The 15436-nt window shown below is 65.3% G+C and carries 21 protein-coding genes; 12 read left to right on the top strand and 9 right to left on the bottom strand.

Going from position 1 to position 15436, the window contains the following annotated elements:
• Window positions 1-102 precede the first annotated feature (102 nt).
• Together QF038_RS18405 and QF038_RS18400 are read left to right on the top strand one after the other, a co-directional pair.
• A complete protein-coding gene (locus QF038_RS18405; protein WP_307612025.1) occupies window positions 103-909 on the top strand; it encodes a hypothetical protein in 807 nt (268 codons plus the stop codon).
• On the top strand, window positions 893-1642 hold the full coding sequence (locus QF038_RS18400) for a LamB/YcsF family protein (RefSeq protein ID WP_307612022.1): 750 nt from the start codon (window positions 893-895) through the stop codon (window positions 1640-1642). The genes QF038_RS18405 and QF038_RS18400 overlap by 17 nt, the downstream gene beginning before the upstream one ends.
• Before the next feature lie 6 nt (window positions 1643-1648).
• Here the strand turns inward: QF038_RS18400 and QF038_RS18395 are convergent, their stop codons facing one another.
• A complete protein-coding gene (locus QF038_RS18395; protein WP_307612021.1) occupies window positions 1649-2998 on the bottom strand; it encodes a DUF445 domain-containing protein in 1350 nt (449 codons plus the stop codon).
• Window positions 2999-3047: 49 nt separating this feature from the next.
• Here QF038_RS18395 and QF038_RS18390 point away from each other — a divergent pair, with 49 nt between their 5' ends.
• From QF038_RS18390 to QF038_RS18365, 6 genes are all read left to right on the top strand, one after another.
• Window positions 3048-3947, top strand: a complete 900-nt coding sequence (locus QF038_RS18390) for a glycerophosphodiester phosphodiesterase family protein (protein WP_307612019.1) — start codon at window positions 3048-3050, stop codon at window positions 3945-3947.
• A 7-nt stretch (window positions 3948-3954) separates the two neighbouring features.
• Complete coding sequence (locus tag QF038_RS18385; RefSeq protein ID WP_307612017.1) at window positions 3955-5352, top strand: CoA transferase; 1398 nt, start codon at window positions 3955-3957, stop codon at window positions 5350-5352.
• Window positions 5353-5411: 59 nt separating this feature from the next.
• Window positions 5412-5897 (top strand): hypothetical protein, encoded by a 486-nt coding sequence (locus QF038_RS18380; protein WP_307612015.1) that lies wholly within the window; start codon window positions 5412-5414, stop codon window positions 5895-5897.
• Window positions 5894-6676, top strand: a complete 783-nt coding sequence (locus QF038_RS18375) for an AzlC family ABC transporter permease (RefSeq protein WP_307612014.1) — start codon at window positions 5894-5896, stop codon at window positions 6674-6676. Before QF038_RS18380 ends, QF038_RS18375 begins: the two co-directional genes overlap by 4 nt.
• Window positions 6673-6984, top strand: coding sequence for an AzlD domain-containing protein (locus QF038_RS18370; RefSeq protein WP_307612012.1), 312 nt, complete (start codon window positions 6673-6675; stop codon window positions 6982-6984). The genes QF038_RS18375 and QF038_RS18370 overlap by 4 nt, the downstream gene beginning before the upstream one ends.
• A 105-nt stretch (window positions 6985-7089) precedes the next feature.
• Window positions 7090-7350, top strand: coding sequence for a hypothetical protein (locus QF038_RS18365; RefSeq protein WP_307612010.1), 261 nt, complete (start codon window positions 7090-7092; stop codon window positions 7348-7350).
• Window positions 7351-7407: 57 nt separating this feature from the next.
• Here QF038_RS18365 and QF038_RS18360 read toward each other — a convergent pair whose 3' ends face one another.
• Both QF038_RS18360 and QF038_RS18355 read right to left on the bottom strand, forming a co-directional pair.
• Window positions 7408-7668 (bottom strand): hypothetical protein, encoded by a 261-nt coding sequence (locus QF038_RS18360; protein WP_307612008.1) that lies wholly within the window; start codon window positions 7666-7668, stop codon window positions 7408-7410.
• 202 nt (window positions 7669-7870) lie between these two features.
• On the bottom strand, window positions 7871-8500 hold the full coding sequence (locus QF038_RS18355) for a TetR/AcrR family transcriptional regulator (protein ID WP_307612006.1): 630 nt from the start codon (window positions 8498-8500) through the stop codon (window positions 7871-7873).
• Window positions 8501-8621: 121 nt separating this feature from the next.
• Between QF038_RS18355 and QF038_RS18350 the strand changes: the two genes are divergently transcribed.
• From QF038_RS18350 to QF038_RS18340, 3 genes are all read left to right on the top strand, one after another.
• Window positions 8622-8948 (top strand): thiamine-binding protein, encoded by a 327-nt coding sequence (locus QF038_RS18350; protein ID WP_142059119.1) that lies wholly within the window; start codon window positions 8622-8624, stop codon window positions 8946-8948.
• Window positions 8949-9047: 99 nt separating this feature from the next.
• A complete protein-coding gene (locus tag QF038_RS18345) occupies window positions 9048-9725 on the top strand; it encodes an O-methyltransferase (protein ID WP_307612004.1) in 678 nt (225 codons plus the stop codon).
• A gap of 110 nt (window positions 9726-9835) precedes the next feature.
• Complete coding sequence (locus QF038_RS18340; RefSeq protein WP_307613524.1) at window positions 9836-10309, top strand: Dps family protein; 474 nt, start codon at window positions 9836-9838, stop codon at window positions 10307-10309.
• 103 nt (window positions 10310-10412) lie between these two features.
• Here QF038_RS18340 and QF038_RS18335 read toward each other — a convergent pair whose 3' ends face one another.
• The 6 genes from QF038_RS18335 to QF038_RS18310 form a co-directional block, all read right to left on the bottom strand.
• On the bottom strand, window positions 10413-10589 hold the full coding sequence (locus tag QF038_RS18335) for a CsbD family protein (RefSeq protein WP_307612002.1): 177 nt from the start codon (window positions 10587-10589) through the stop codon (window positions 10413-10415).
• 102 nt (window positions 10590-10691) lie between these two features.
• On the bottom strand, window positions 10692-10949 hold the full coding sequence (locus tag QF038_RS18330; protein ID WP_307612000.1) for a hypothetical protein: 258 nt from the start codon (window positions 10947-10949) through the stop codon (window positions 10692-10694).
• A 355-nt stretch (window positions 10950-11304) separates the two neighbouring features.
• Window positions 11305-12489 (bottom strand): YihY/virulence factor BrkB family protein, encoded by a 1185-nt coding sequence (locus tag QF038_RS18325; RefSeq protein ID WP_307611998.1) that lies wholly within the window; start codon window positions 12487-12489, stop codon window positions 11305-11307.
• A 104-nt stretch (window positions 12490-12593) separates the two neighbouring features.
• Window positions 12594-13256, bottom strand: a complete 663-nt coding sequence (locus QF038_RS18320) for a DUF3618 domain-containing protein (protein ID WP_307611997.1) — start codon at window positions 13254-13256, stop codon at window positions 12594-12596.
• Window positions 13253-13684, bottom strand: a complete 432-nt coding sequence (locus QF038_RS18315) for a phage holin family protein (RefSeq protein ID WP_307611995.1) — start codon at window positions 13682-13684, stop codon at window positions 13253-13255. Before QF038_RS18315 ends, QF038_RS18320 begins: the two co-directional genes overlap by 4 nt.
• A complete protein-coding gene (locus QF038_RS18310) occupies window positions 13684-14673 on the bottom strand; it encodes a hypothetical protein (RefSeq protein WP_307611994.1) in 990 nt (329 codons plus the stop codon). Before QF038_RS18310 ends, QF038_RS18315 begins: the two co-directional genes overlap by 1 nt.
• Before the next feature lie 178 nt (window positions 14674-14851).
• Here QF038_RS18310 and QF038_RS18305 point away from each other — a divergent pair, with 178 nt between their 5' ends.
• Window positions 14852-15397: a hypothetical protein gene (locus QF038_RS18305; RefSeq protein WP_307611992.1), complete on the top strand. Its 546-nt coding sequence runs from the start codon at window positions 14852-14854 to the stop codon at window positions 15395-15397.
• The last annotated feature ends 39 nt before the right edge of the window (window positions 15398-15436 follow it).

Here is a 15436-nt window from a genome sequence, read left to right as displayed (position 1 = left end):
AAAACCGACTGGGGCCAGCCACCATGCGTGGCCTAGTGTTAAGCAAGCTTAGTATCAGTAGGGCCGCAACCAACGCGGCCGGCGAGACCAACAGAGGTGACCATGGCCAGGCGCAGCAACCCCGCAGTACGAATCGCAACCGAAACCGCCCATAATGCAGTGTTCGACGCCGACGGGAAGCCCAAGCCCGGAGTCCACAACGCGCTCCTGAAGGCAGTGGAGATCCAGCGCCCGCTGGTCCTGGCCTACATTCGCCGGCTGCAGAAAAAGCACCCGCGCGCCACCGCCGCGCAGCTGGCAGACATCCTGGAGCGGGACTACCTTCGTGCCGTCACCGGAGGCGGCGCAATCGTGGGGGCAACCGCCGTCGTTCCCGGCGTTGGCACAGTTGCGTCCCTGGGACTGTCCGCTGCGGCGACAGTAGGGTTCCTGGAAGCCACCGCCCTCTATGCCACGTCCCTCGCAGAGCTGCACGGCATCCGCCTCACCAACCCGGAAAAGGCCAGCACCATGGTGATGGCCATCATGCTGGGCGAGGAGGGCACGGCCCTGCTCGGAACGCTCAGCGGACAGGCGGCCGGAAACGGCACGAACGCCACCCGGGCCTGGGGCAATGTGCTGTCCAAATCCATGTCGGTGCCCGGCTTCGGTTCGGTCCGCAACCGCATCCAGAAAGCCTTCCTCAAGAACCTCCTCAAACGCCAAGGGACTGCGCTGTTCGGCCGGGCGCTGCCGTTCGGCATCGGCGCAGTGGTGGGTGGAGCCGGTAACCTCATGATGGGGCGGGCAGTGGTGGGGAATGCGAAGGAAGCGTTTGGTCCCATGCCCGATACCATTCCCGGCGAGCTGAACGCCGCCGCACCGGACCATCTGACGCTGGAAGGCAACAACCTTGGATCTCAACGCTGACCTCGGCGAATCATTCGGCTCCTGGACCATGGGGGACGACGCCGCGATGTTCCAGCTGGTCACCAGCGCCAACGTTGCCTGCGGGTTCCATGCCGGCGACCCCGTCACCATGCTGGACAGCTGCCGGGCCGCCTACGAGCTGGATGTAACCGTCGGGGCGCATGTAGGCTACCGCGACCTCGCCGGTTTCGGCCGCCGCTCGCTGGACATGTCCTTTGACGAGCTGTTCGGCGATGTGCTGTACCAGCTGGGCGCGCTCGACGGCGTGGCGCACGCCGTGGGTGCCTCGGTGGACTACGTGAAGCCGCACGGGGCGCTGTACAACCGGCTGGTACGCGACGCAGAACAGGCCTCGGCGGTAGTGGCCGCCGTGAACTCCTACGATCCCGGCCTGCCTATCCTTGGCCTGCCCGGGTCTGAGCTGTTGAAGCAGGCCAAGGAAGCCGGGCATCCGGTCTTCATCGAAGCCTTTGTGGACCGCGCCTACCAGAGTGACGGGACCCTGGTGCCGCGCTCCCAGGAAGGCGCCGTCCTGCACGACGTCGACGCGATCGTCGAGCGGGCCGTGCGCCTGGCCACTAAAGGCGAAGTCGTGGCACTGGACGGGACAGTAGTCCCGGTGCGTCCGGACTCCCTGTGCATCCACGGCGACACCCCGGGCGCCGTGGGGATGGCTGCGGCCGTCCGCGCCGGGCTGGAGGCCGCCGGCGTTGAACTGGAAGCGTTCGCCTGACAGCACTCACCCAAAAATCAGGTGCGCCACCGTAAAGATCGCCAGGCCGGCCAGCGAGCCCACCACGGTGCCGTTGATCCGGATGAACTGCAGGTCCTTGCCCACCTGGAGCTCGATCTTCTGCGAGGTTTCCTCGGCATCCCACCGGGCAACGGTATCGGTGATCACCCCGGCAATGTCCGAGCGGTAGGTCCGCACCAGATAGCCCGCGGCGTCACCAATCCAGGCGTTGACCTTGCCGGCGAGTTCGGGGTCGTTGACCAGCCTGGAGCCGAAGTCGCGTACGGCCGCCTTGAACTTGACGGTCAGCTCGCTGTCCGGATCCTCCACGGCGCCGAGCAGGGCGTTCTTCACGGTTCCCCAGGTGCGGGAGGCAAGCTCGCGCACTTCCGGGTCGCCAAGAACTTGGGCCTTGATGTCCTCCGCGCGGGCGATCATCACCGGATCATGCTGCAGGTCCTGGGCAAGATCGTTCAGGTACTTGTCGATGGACTGCCGGACCTGGTGGTTCGGATCGGACTGCACGGCCCGGACGAATTTGAGGAACTCGATGTAGACCTTGTCGCCCACCAGCCCGTCCACGAACTGCGGAACCCAGGTTGGCGAACGCTCCGAGACGAGCCGGCTGACCGTTTCATGATTTTCGCTGACCCAGTCGGCCGCCCGGTCCACCAGCAGGTCCACCAGCTTGTGGTGGTGCCCGTCGTGGAAAATCCTCTCCGCCATCTTGCCCACCGGAGGTCCCCACGGCGGGGTGAGCAGGTGCTTGCGCACCATTCCCTCGATGACCGCCTGGACGTCGTCGTCGTTCAGGACCTTGAACAAGCCCCGGATAACGGCCGCGCCCTCCTTGGCCACCCGGTTGGCGCCCGCAGGCGTGGCAAGCCACTCGCCGGCCCGGCGGGCGATGTTCACGCTTGCCAGCTTGTCCTGGACCACCTGCTCGGACAGGAAGTTGGTCTCCACGAACTCGCCCAGCGAGGCACCGATCTGGTCCTTGCGGCGCGGAATGATCGCGGTGTGCGGGATCTTGATGCCCATGGGGTACTTGAACAGCGCGGTGACGGCGAACCAGTCGGCCAGCGCGCCCACCATGCCGCCCTCCGCGGCCGCCCGCACGTATTGGAGCCACGGATACTCCCTTTGCAGGGCGAAGGCGAACACAAACACCACGGCCATGGCGATGAGCAGTCCCAGTGCCACAAGCTTCATTTTCCGCAGCGCTGCCGCTTTTTCGGCGTCGCCGGCAGTGAGTTGCTGGCGGACGACGGCGGCACGCGCCTGTTCTTCGGATGGTCCGGCGGGCGCCGGCCTGGTGGGTGCTTCGCGGGTAGTTGGTTCAGAGTTCACCTGCATGTGCCAAGCCTAGCCCCGCAGCCCGGGCCGGGTCGGCTACCGTGTCTGCATGACTACTGAAGAGTCACTGCCGCAGCGGCCGCTGGTCTTTGCCCACCGCGGTTCGAGTGCCGCCTTCGCCGAACATACCCGCGCCGCCTATCTGCAGGCGTTGGCCGACGGGGCTGACGGGGTGGAGTGCGATGTCCACCTCACCCGCGACCAGCACGTCGTCCTCCTGCATGACGCCAACCTGGACCGTACTTCAGATGGAACCGGGCCGGTGGCGGAGCGGACGCTGCGCGAACTCCGCCGCCTGGACTTTTCGGCCTGGAAGGGTGTGCGCATCCCCGAGATCTACGGGGCCCGATCCGAGCAGTTCCTGACGCTTCCGGAACTGCTGGAGATCCTCCGCGGTGCCGGCCGGCCCGTGCGGCTCGCCATCGAGCTGAAACATCCCAGCCCGTACCAGCTCAAGCTGGAGGACCGGGTGCTTGAGGTCCTGCGTGCCGGGGGCTGGCAGGCAGCGGACTCTTGTATTGACAACGTTGCGGTGACCTTCATGAGCTTCAGCCCCGAATCCGTCCGCCGGCTGCTGCGGTCCGTTCCGGCGCAGTACGTCTGCCAGCTGCTGGACGACGTGGACGTGCATGAACTCCGCGAAGAACTGGGCCTGGGGCTGATCACCGGGGGCGCAATAGCCAATGTGATGAAAGCCGCCCAGCTCGAAGGGGAGCGGATCCTGGATACCGGCGAAGCCGGACTGGCCGGTCCCGGCGTCGAGTACGTCCGCCGGCACCCGGGCACCATCCTGCGGTGGCAGGAGCGGGGCCGGCGCCTCCGGGTGTGGACCGTGGACACGGACCAGGATGTAGCGCTGTGCCAGGGCCTGGGCATCCACGAGATCACCACCAACGTGCCCGCCCGCGTGTTGGGGCAGTTGCACGTGGCCTCGCCGCAAGGAAGGTAGGACCAGGATGGTGCAGGCTGCCAGCTGGATTCCCCCACTGTTTCGTGACCTGGTGCCGGTGTTCGCGGACGCCGGACTCGTGTTGGGCGAGGAGGCCACTTCCTGGTCCGGCCCGCGCCGGTGGTGGGGCGGCCTGCTGGATGTGGAGGGCCTGGTGTTGGGGTCCGTGGGAGTCGCCGCTGCAGCATTGAACGTCCTGGCAGGAACTCCTGGCCGGTTCGGCACTACGGCTGCCCTGACCGCAGCTGCGTTCGATTCGTACGGCTATCTGCGGATTGACGGGCGGGGCATCCAGGGCTTTGCCCCGCTGTCCGGTTTCCGGCGCACCCGCGACGGCTGGATCCGGCTCCATGCCAACTACCCGCACCATGAACAGCGGCTGATGCAGGCGCTGGACGCCACCACGGCGGAAGGGGTGGCGGCGGCCCTCGCCGCCATGACCTCGGTCGAGGCGGAATCGGCGATCCAAGCCCGCGGCGGGGTGGCTGCGGCGGTCCGAAACCGCCAGGAGTGGCTCAATTCCCGGATGGGAAGGGCTGCCGGTACAGGGCCCTGGATCGAAGTGGACCTTGCTTCCGGGGAAACCGCTGGGCGGAAGCCGGGTCCCCTGTCCGGGGACGACCCACGCCGGCCCCTGGCTGGCATGCGGATCCTGGACCTGACCAGGGTCATCGCCGGGCCGGTTGCCACACGCCTGCTGGGAGCGCTCGGCGCCGACGTCCTGCGGATTGATCCGCCAAGCCTTCCTGAAATCATGGACCAGTTCGTGGACACCGGTTTTGGCAAGCGGAGCGCAGAGGCGGACCTTGCAGCCCCTGGGAACCGGCACCTGTTGCAGGAGTTGCTGGCTTCCGCCGACGTGGTGATCAGTGGATACCGCCGCGGCTCCTTGGAGCGCTTTGGGCTGGAACCGGACGTTTTGCTGGCGGCCGGGCCGGAGCTGGTGGTGGTCTCGCTGGACGCCTGGGGCAGCACCGGCCCGTGGAGGGGCCTGCGCGGCTTCGACAGCATTGTCCAGGCGGCCACCGGAATCGCCTCCCTTTACGGGACGGAACATCACGACGACGGGTGGCGGCCTGGTGCGCTCCCTGTCCAGGCCCTGGACCACGCCACCGGCTACGGCGTGGCGGCGGCTGCCATCGCCCTGCTCGCCCGGCGACAGGAGTTGGGGCTGGGCGGATCGGCCCGGTTGTCCCTGGCCCGTACCGCCGAGGAGCTGTTCAGCTTCCAGCCCCCGCCACCGGATCCTCCAATACAGCCGGTATCCGCACCCGGACTGCGCAGCATGGCCAGCAGCTACGGGAACCTGCGCTACGTCGGCCCGCCCCTCCTGGTGGACGGGCAGCCGCTCGACTATCCCGGCCCGCCGGCACCCTATGGAAGTTCCGTGCTCGCCTGGGCATAACGGATCCAGTGTGCCCGGCTGGTTTTCGGGCCCTGCCACGCTTGTGATTGAGTGGAGGCATGCCTTTTCCCCGGTCCGGCCGGGCCCTCCAAAGCCTTTCCGCTGCAGCCATGAGCGCCCTCCTTCTGGCCAGCGCCATGAAACACTTCCGCGACCCGCGGTTCTACCGCCAAGTGGTGCCTGACTACCTCTGCCTGGAAGGGAGGGACAACGGAACGGAACCGGACCGCCGTCGACCGTTCGCGGTGATGACCAGGGAGGAGTGGATCGCGGTGAGCGGCCTGCTGGAGCTGGCAGCCGCCGCCGGCCTCCTTGTTCCGCCGGCGCGCAAGGCCACCGCAACTGCCCTCGCCGCCATGTTCACCGTCTTCCTGGCCGGGCACGTCGACGCCCTCCGGCATGCCTACAGTCCGGAAGGAACCCCCGTCCAGCGCAAAATGCATACGCTGCGGCTCCCGCTTCAAGCGCCCCTCATCCTGTGGGCTTGGAGCCTGCGAAAGCCTGCGTCGGCGCCGGACAGGCCCGCGCCGGGAGCCTGGACGTGAGGCTCTTGTCATCCCCTGCCGTCCGGGTGGGACTGTCGATCAGCGTTGCTACGGGCCTGTACGGAGTGTCCTTCGGCGCTTTGTCCGTCACGTCCGGGCTGGACTTCTGGCAAACCATGGCACTGAGCCTGCTGCTGTTCAGCGGCGGCTCGCAATTCGCCTTCATCGGTGTTGTGGGCGGAGGAGGATCAGGCATTGCAGCCATGAGCGCCGCCACGCTGCTGGGCATGCGCAACGGAATTTACGGCATGCAGCTCAACGCGCTGCTGCACCCCACCGGGTGGCGCAAATACGTCGCCGCGCAGGTGACCATCGACGAATCCACCGCCACGAGCACTGGCCAGGCCGATCCCGCCGAGCAGCGCCGCGGCTTCTGGGCGGCGGGCATCGGCATCTATTTGCTGTGGAACCTGTTTACTGCCGTCGGGGCACTCGCCGGCAGCGGCTTGGGCGATCCGAAGCAGTGGGGACTCGACGGGGCGGCGGTGGCTGCTTTCCTGGCTCTGCTCTGGCCCCGGCTCAAGGGCCGGGAACCGATCGCCATCGCAGTGGCCTGTGCTGTTGCCACGGTGGCTGCGGTGCCGTTCGTTCCGGCGGGTGTACCGATTCTTGTCGCAGCCGTCGTGGCGGCGGTGGTCGGCTGGTTCAGCCATGGCCGGAGCGACGAGGGCCTGGAACCGGATGTCGAGCCCTACCGCGAGCATCACCACCGAGGCGCCGAACACCGCCACGCTGAAGACCGGCAGCACGGCAAGGGCGTATCAGGGGCAGGCACATGAGCCTCTGGATCTGGCTGCTCATCGCGTGCGCCCTGGCCTACGCGTGGAAGCTCATGGGTTACTTTGTCCCGGCCAAGCTCCTCAAGGACCCCCGGATGTCGAGGGTTGCCGGAACCATGACCATCGGTCTGCTGGCGTCCCTCACTGTTGTGAACACCGTGGCTTCCGGGCAGTCGCTGGCGGCGGACGCACGCCTGGGCGCGCTCGCGGCTGCGGCGATCGCACTGGCGCTGCGGGCGCCCTTCCTGCTGGTGGTGGTGTTGGGCGCCGGAACTGCGGCCGTGTTGAGGATGCTGGGCTGGAATTGAGCAACCTCTGGCGGCGTGACGCCAATCACTGCCGCGGGGAGCGGCGAGTTGTAGTATGAAAATGGCTAAGCAGTTGGCCACGAATGGTTCGTATGAACGGCGACGATGGAAAATCAACTGCACGCGACCGGGGACAAATCCGGACGCTCCCACTTCCACAAGAATTCGCGACGCCGGGCAGGGCTGCCCGCCAAACGATTCTTTAGGCGATTCTCCGGCTTGTCCGATGTCCCTGCCGAAGATTTGGAAGCCCTGTCAGAAAGCCTGAAAGGGGGGATGGATTGTCATCCGGCGTCCCAGGTCATGGCGCTGCAGGCCATGGTGGGCGAGGAACTGCGGGCGAGGGCAGCGGCGAACGGCGGCTAGATTGGCGGAGGCGGTGGCAGGCAGGCCAGCCTGGTCAACCCCGGCGGCAGCAGTCAGTTATGCCACTCCGTGCGCGGCACTTTCGCTTGCAGCAGCGTTTTCCCTTGCATGTGAACCGGCCGACGTGGACCGTCGCAAGCTTTCTTCAACTGCCATCTCATACCAGGCCTGCGCGCCGTACTCCGGTTCGGGAGTATCAAGGTTTTGGAAAAGGGCATCCAACAGTTTCGCGAGTTCCTCACCCGACAAGGTGGGAAGAACTTCCTCTGGACCTCGCGGATCGTTGATGTAGTGCAGAAGCCTGGAGCTGTTCATCATGGTGCGGCCATGGGCCGGAGGTGCAGGAACTGGGGCATGGAGGGCTCCATCCGGAAAGTTCAGAGAGGCTGGCTGCGTAACCCACTTGAAGTGTATTGCACCTGCTGAACGCCCACAATGGGGAGACCCCCACGGTTGTCACCGGGTGTCCGGAGCCATTTCCGGACAGCCTTGCAGAAGGTAGTGTCCCGCTTTAGGCCTGTCAGGGGAGCGGCGTCAGGGGAGCGGCCGGCACCGGCACATGCACAGGAAGCGGCCGGCTGGGCCGCACTGTCCTGATGGCGTCCTCCACCAGGGCCAGTGGCCTGCGCCACGCATCTGATCCCGGTTCCATTGTGTCCACCACCCCAATGAGCATAGCCAGCAGCCGGAACATGTCCGTCATGGAGATGTCCTCACGCAGGCTTCCCTGGCCCTGCCCGCGGACCAGCAGCACGCTGATCGATTCCATCAATGATCCTGTGATGCCGGTGAGCAGTTCCCGGCGGCCGGCAACAGCCCCGAGGAGGTTGGCGTCGTCGCTGGCGGCGCCCATCAGGGCTTCCATGACCCGCAGCAGCCCCGCGGCGGCGTCGATATCGGCCAGGGCGCCGTCCACCACCGGATCTACCGTGAGCCGGAGCTGCCGGTTAAGCGCTGCAAGGACCAGTTCCTCCTTGTCGGAAAAGTTCCGGAACAAGGTGGCCGGCCCCACGCCTGCAGTTGCTGCGATGGTCTGCAGCGGTACTTCCGGACCGAATTCGCGGAAGCATTGGCGCGCCGCCGTAATGATCTTGTCCACGTTCCGCGCTGCGTCGGCGCGGAGTGGCTTGCGGGCGACTGCGAGGCTCATGCCAAAAGGTTAGCAATGGAGGTCCTGCCGTTCACCGTTACCGGGGGGTAGGGGGTTTTGTGACGGCGGCAGCGGCGTACCCCGCCTGCGCCCTGCGCCCCTGCCATGGCACACTGGCCCTATGCTGCTTGCCTTTTCTGTTGCCCCCTCCGGTACCCCCGCTGAAGGCTCCCGGCCCGCGGACGCCTCCGTTCACGACGCCGTCGCCGCCGCTGTGAAAATCGTCAGGGAGTCAGGGCTCCCCAATACAACCGATTCAATGTTCACCACCATCGAGGGTGAATGGGATGAAGTTTTCGATGTCGTGAAGCGTGCAACGGAGGCCGTGGGCCGCTACGGCAGCCGCGTTTCCCTGGTCATCAAGGCGGACATCAGGCCTGGATACTCCGGCGAGTTGACGGCCAAGGTGGACCGGCTGGAAGCAGCATTGGCGGACGGCCCCTCCTGAGGCGGTGCACCCGAAGGGCCGGCTGCCTGCTGGGTCAGCACCTTTCGGGATGCGTAAATTGTCTGGACCCGCGCCGGAGCCCCGTGCCAGACTGTGCCCATGTTTGAGCACAAGCCCCGGCCGGAGTGGACCGCCACCGAAAAGTTCTTGTCCGACGTGGTGGTACATCCCGATCCCGCCCTGCTCCGGGCAGTGCAATCCGCAGCTGATGCCGGTATACCGCCCATCGAGGTGGCGCCCAATGCAGGCAAGCTGCTCAAGCTTTTGGTCCAGCTGTCCGGGGCCCGGCGGGTCCTGGAGATTGGCACGCTGGCGGGCTTCAGTACCATTTGGATGGGGCAGGGCCTGCCCGACGACGGCACGCTGGTGACGTGCGAATTCCTCCCCAAGCACGCGGAAGTCGCGTGGGCGAATATTGACTTCGCCGGACTGGGACAGAAGGTGGAGATCCGGCTGGGACCTGCCCTGGACACTCTCGCGGCCTTGGCAGAGGAGGACCGCGAACCCTTCGACTTCATCTTCATCGACGCCGACAAAGAGAACAACAGCCGCTACCTGGACTGGGCGGTCCGGCTAGGCCGCCCCGGGACCACTGTGGTCCTGGATAACACCATTTGGGAAGGTGCGGTGCTGAACCCGGACATGGACCCTGTTAACGCGCCGGGAATCGTTGATGCTTTGAAGCTGCTGGGCGAACATCCCCGGCTGGACGCCACCGTCATTCAGACTGTGGGCTCCAAAGGCTGGGATGGATTCGCACTGGCCCGGATCAGGTAGCGCAGCTGGCCTGCTCCTCAGGGTCCCTGCCTCCATCAAACTGCTAAGTATGCTTATAGTAATTGTCCGGTTGGTCCCAGCCGGATACTCAGCCGCAGTGGAGGTAAATGATGAAAGCGTCGCCCACCCTTGCCAGTAACCTGCAAATGGTGCTCACTGACCTCATTGAGTTGCACCTGCAGGGGAAACAGGCCCACTGGAACCTGGTGGGCACCAATTTCCGCGACCTACACCTGCAGCTGGACGAGATCATTGCCGCCGCCAGGCTCTTCGCCGACCAGGCGGCGGAGAGGATGCGGGCACTGCACGCCCTGCCGGACGGCCGCAGCAGCACCGTCTCCTCCGGCGGCCGCCTCGAGGAGTTTCCGCAAGGGCTGGTGACTACCAAGGACACCGTCAAACTTGTTACCGCCCGCCTCGAACGTACTGTGCAGACCATGAGGGACGTCCACGACGAGGTTGATGAGGAAGACCCCACCAGTGCTGACCTGCTCCATGCCGTCATCGAGCGCCTGGAGCAGTTGGCCTGGATGGTCAATGCCGAAACCATGGCCGCCACGGCACCCGTCACCGAGCCTGCCTAGCCGCTTTCCTGGGAAGCTGGCCGGGGACCGGAGCCGGAGGAACGAAAAAGGGCTGCTGCGCAATGCGCAGCAGCCCTTTCAGTCGGCTATGGCTTCGTCGGACCTAATCCTTCTTGAAAGCATCCTTGATTTTTTCGCCGGCCTGCTTCAGGTCAGCCTTGGACTGGTCCATCTTGCCTTCAGTGCGCAGGCTTTCGTCGTCCGTGGCCGCGCCTGCACCCTCCTTGGCTTTGCCGCCCATCTTTTCCGCGGCATTGTCAATCTTGTCATCCAAACCCATGGTGATTCTCCCTTCGGCTGGTGGCCGGCAGACGGTAATTCACCGGCCATGATCTCCATGCTAACCAGCCAAGAGCAGCTTCAACAGGCCTTGGACAGGAACTCAGACCAAGTCCGGGGCGCTGGCCACGATGTAGTCTGCTGCGGCGGGGCCTGTCATGGACAGGTTGTTGCTGTCCGGGTTAATTCCGTGGACCTGCAGTGCCTCCCACAGGGCCTCCGGGGCCTGAAGCTGCTCTTTGTGGAGCAGGCACCAGCTGGTGTAGAGCCCATAGAGTTCATCGCGGCGAAGGCCCAGTCCGGGCTCCCTGTCCGCGACAACTGCTTCAGCAATAAATTGTTCAAAATGGGTGGCAGGCATGTTCGCTCATTCGGGGTCGACCGTGATGCCGCCGTATCTGCTTCAGCGGCCCTGCACGGCTCCAGTAAGGCCGCGCAGAGTAAACATGAAACTATTGCAGGGCGGTTCACTTTGTCCAGTCGCGCCGTCGCTTGCCGGGATCGAGGGGGCCGACGGCGACTGGGGGGACTGGCCTCGGTCTCAGAAGAGGCCATCTCACCGCCGGCCCCGCCTTGTCCCGGGCCACCTTGCTGACCCGGGAAACCTGAACAGGACCTTCACAACAATTTTCCCCCAACTTTCAGGTCCTGCCTAGCCCCCGGAGGCGGCGCCGGCCGTGCCTGCTTTTTCCGCCGCCCCGGGGCCGCCCTGCTGGTTATTCGTTACCGGTACTGCGCTCGCGGAGCTTGTCCCGGACCCTGTCGCGGTGCCGCTCAGCGGACTGGCCGGAACGCTGGCTCCGGTCCGCGCTTTCGCCGGAATCGTCATCCCCGCCGTTCGCTGCACTGTACTTTTCGCGAAGCTCGCGCCCGTGGCGGATGTCCTCTTCCTCCTGCTTCTGCAGCTTGTCGCTCTTCTTGGTGTCCCGCGGCGGCAGCTGGATGGTTTCCTCGGCCTCGATGCCTGCCTGAAGCTGGCGGCCGCGTTCCATCTCGGCGTCAAACTCCGCGCCGAAGAGCAATGACATGTTCAGGATCCAGAGCCACAGCAGCATCACGATCACGCCGCCCAGGGCGCCGTAGGTCTTGTTGTAGTTGCCGAAGTTGCCCACGTAGAACCCAAAGCCAAGTGACGCGAGCAGGAATACGAACAGGGCAATGCCTGAACCCATGCTCATCCATTTGAACTTAGGCTGCTTGACGTTGGGTGTGGCGTAGTAAAGCACGGCGATAATCCCGATAATGAGCACCACCATCACGGGCCATTTGGCAATGTTCCAGATGGTCAGGAAAACACCGCTGAGCCCGATCAACCCGCCCACTGCCTCGGCCACCGGGCCGCTCAGCACCAACATGCCAGCCAAGACAGCGACGATGACAATGGCCAGGAGTGTGACCGCCAGCATGGTGCCGCGCAGCTTGACGAACGGACGCCCTTCGTCCACTTCGTACACGCGGTTCATGGCCCGGCCAAAGGCACCGACGTAGCCCGAGGCGGACCAGAGGGCGGTGGCGAGGCCGATCACGAGAGTGAACCCTGCTGCCGGCGCGTTGGCGAGATCCGAGACAACGCCCCCGACGGTATCGGCTGTCTCCGCCGGGACAAATCCCCGCACGATCTGGAGCAGGGCGTCTGTCGTTTTCTGCGGGTCCCCAAAAAGCCCGATCAGTGAAACCAGTGCCAGTATGGCGGGGAACAGGGACAACACTCCGTAGTAGGTCAGGGCGGCGGCAAGGTCCGGGCAATCGTCCTTGGTGAACTCACGCAGGGTCTTCTTGAGAATGTATTTCCAGGACGGTTTGTCCAACTCCCGGATGCCGTCCGGCTTTCTGCTGTCGTTCGGGTCCGGAGCCTGGCCTGCTTTGGCTGTGCTGGTTTCGGAAGAATCCTGAGTGGCCATGGGGTTGTCCTCTCGCTTGGGGCGCAAAAACTGACAGGCCGGCACCGCGGGTTGCGGGGCCGGCCTGTCAGGTGATGCTCATGCCTTGGGTACCGCGTTGGTGCTTAGGTGTTTTGGACGTTGGTTTTGGCATCGGTGGCGCGGTCTTTGACGTCGGTGACGGCGCCCTGGCCTTCGGATTTGACGTTCTGGACGCCCTCGGTGGCGGTGGCCTTGACGTTCTCCATCGCTTCCTGGGCCGGTTCCTTCAGGTCCTGGACCATGTCCTTGGCGGCGTCGGTGACCTGGGTGGCCAGGGGTTCGGCGGCGGTTTTGAGCTGCTGGGCCGCTTCGCGTTCCTTCTGGCTGGGCGGGATCAGGGACGAGACCAGCATCCCGGCGCCGAACGCGATCAGGCCCGCGGCCAGGGGGTTGCCCTGGGTTTTGGTTTTGACCTGGTCCGGTGCGTGTGAGATCGCGGTGCCCGCGTCACTGAGTTTGGCGCTGACGTTGTCCTTGGCCCCGTGCAGGGTGTCCCCGGTGCTGTGGAGGGCGCCGCTGGTCTGTCCGGTGCCGGAGTGGACCCGGTCCTGGACCGAGGATGTTGCTGAGTCTGCTGCTCCCATGATTCGCTCCTTGACTCCGGTGACGGCGTCTTTGACCTTGTCGGTCTGGCGGTGGACGATGTTGGACGGGGTGACTTTGTCCGCGACCGCGTCCACGTTGGTGCCCAGGCGGGCGCGGGTTTCTTCAATGTCTTGGCGGATTGCGTCCGGGTTATCGCTCATCGGTTTACCTCACCTGGTTTTAGGGTTGGGGGAATTTCGGAGAGTGTTTCGCCTGTCTGGGGCAGGCCCTTGATCTGCTTTAGTTCCTTGCGCCCGATCGAGGCCAGGACCGCGGCGATGATGCCCCAGATCACGGCGACGATCACAGCGGCCCAGCCCAGCGGCATCAGGGCGCCCAGGGCGAACATCAGGGCCAGGGACAGGAAGAGAAGGACGAAGTGCCCGGCCACGCCGGCACCGCCGAGCATCCCGGCGCCCTTACCCGCCCTGGTGGCCGACTGCTTGGCCTCGGCCTTGGCCAGTTCGACTTCCTGCCGCATCAGCGTGGACAAGTCCCGGGTTACCTCACCCAGCAACTCACCCAACGAGGCGTTATCCGCCTTCTGATGCGCCTCGCTCGGCGGCATCTCCGGAATCTGGCTACTCATCACAGTCCACCAGACTGGCCGTCCCTGGAGCGGTCCCGGGTCAGGGGGTCGCTGGCCATTGGGTCATCGGCAAGGGTACGGTCGCCCAGGGGGTCCTCAGCCGTCCGGTTGCCGGACCACGGTTCTTCTTCCACGAGGTCAGGGCTGCCCAGGGGGCTGGCGGTGGACGCAGCCGTTGGATACATGGTGCCGGCAGCGACGTCGTCGTAGCCTGTCGTCGTGGTGGCCGGGCCCGGCTGCTGGACCGGGGGAGGTGGTACTGTTCCGCCGGTCGGGACGTAACCCTCGCTGTACTGGTCGCTGTAAGTGCTGCTGTACTGGTCGCCGTAAGGGCTGGAGTACTGAGCCGAAAGTCCCCTGCTGCTGGTGCCGCTCTGGCTTCCGGTGGCGCCCGCGGTCAGGCCGCGGGTGAGCCGGCCTGCCAGGACACCGGCCCCTGCTGCCAGCAGGAGGAAGGTGCCGGGGCGGTTGCGGGCGAATTTCTGGACTTCGCCGAGCAGGTCGCCCGGCTGCCTGTTCTCAAGCCAGGAAGCCACCGATTCACTGCGCTGGGCAGCCTGCCGGATAAGATCACTGGCCACGCCCTGCTGCTCGGGGGCGCTGGCCATGCTGTGCAGCTGGCTGGAGATGGTCCGGATCCCTTCGGCGGCCTTCTGCTGCTGCGTGCCGGCCTGGCTGGTCAGTCCGGTCTTTGCCTGTGACAGCAGATCCTGCGCGCTGTACTTCGCCTCGGAAGCAACGTGGGCGGCTTCTTCCTTCGCCGTCTGCGCCACATTCTGCGCGGAGCCTTTCGCCGTACGGGCTACATCTGCTGCTTCTTCCTTCGCTGCTTCCTTGCGGGACGTCCCGGCGGTGTCACCGGCGGGTACCTCGCCATATTGGGGAGTGGCGGCGGGCGGGAAAGTGGTGGCGCTTCGCTCGCCCGGGATTCCTGTGGAGGCCGGCGGAGCCGTGTAAGCGGGATCCTCGGGCCATTGGTTCTCTGTCATCTTCGCTCTCTCTTTCCAAGAAGGCCGGTTGTTGATCAAGAACCAGCGATACTGGCCCTAAAATAATAAGCATGATTACTAATAAAAGGTAAGTACGCTTGCTAAGCGAGTTATCAACGGTTCCAAAAAAGTCAGCCGGAATGGCCTCCGCCGGCCCGGTCACATCTAGGTGGAAGTGGTGGGTATTTTGGAAATAGCTCCGTGGGTTTGGGTAGTAATTGCCATAGTTGTGGTGGTGCTGATTGTGCTGCTGCTGCTCGCAACAGGACGGCGCCGGAAGGCGATCCAACAAAAGCGGGACAACGCGCACCGCGAGAAGGCTGCGGAAATTCGACGCGAGGCCCAGGACAGGGAACTGGATGCCCGTGAGCGTGAGGCCAAGGCAACACGTGCCAGGGCGGATGCAGAACAGGCGCAGGTCGAAGCTGCACGCTTGCGCCAACAGGCGGACCAGCAGGCCACCGAGGCCAGGACGCTCCGTGATGACGTGGGTGAAAGGACCCGGAAAGCGGACGAGATTGACCCCGATGTCAAGGGAGACCGGGACCGTGATGGCGCCAACCGCGATGCCGCCAGCCGCACTCATGCGGCCCGCGACGCCGCTGACACAGCCCGCGGAGCGGGAGCCCATGACGGGGCCCGCGGTGACCGCCGGCCGGATGATGCAGGTCCCGGCCAGGGTGGTTCCCATGTGGACCGCGAAAATCCGCGTTCAGGCATCTAGGAGCAAACGGGCGGAACCCCATCCGCGTGCGTGACGCTC

Origin of the sequence: Pseudarthrobacter sp. W1I19, assembly GCF_030817835.1 — a bacterium.
Taxonomy (GTDB): domain Bacteria; phylum Actinomycetota; class Actinomycetes; order Actinomycetales; family Micrococcaceae; genus Arthrobacter.
The sequence above is the reverse complement of the archived record's forward strand: the minus strand, read 5'-3'. Positions and strand labels throughout refer to the sequence as shown.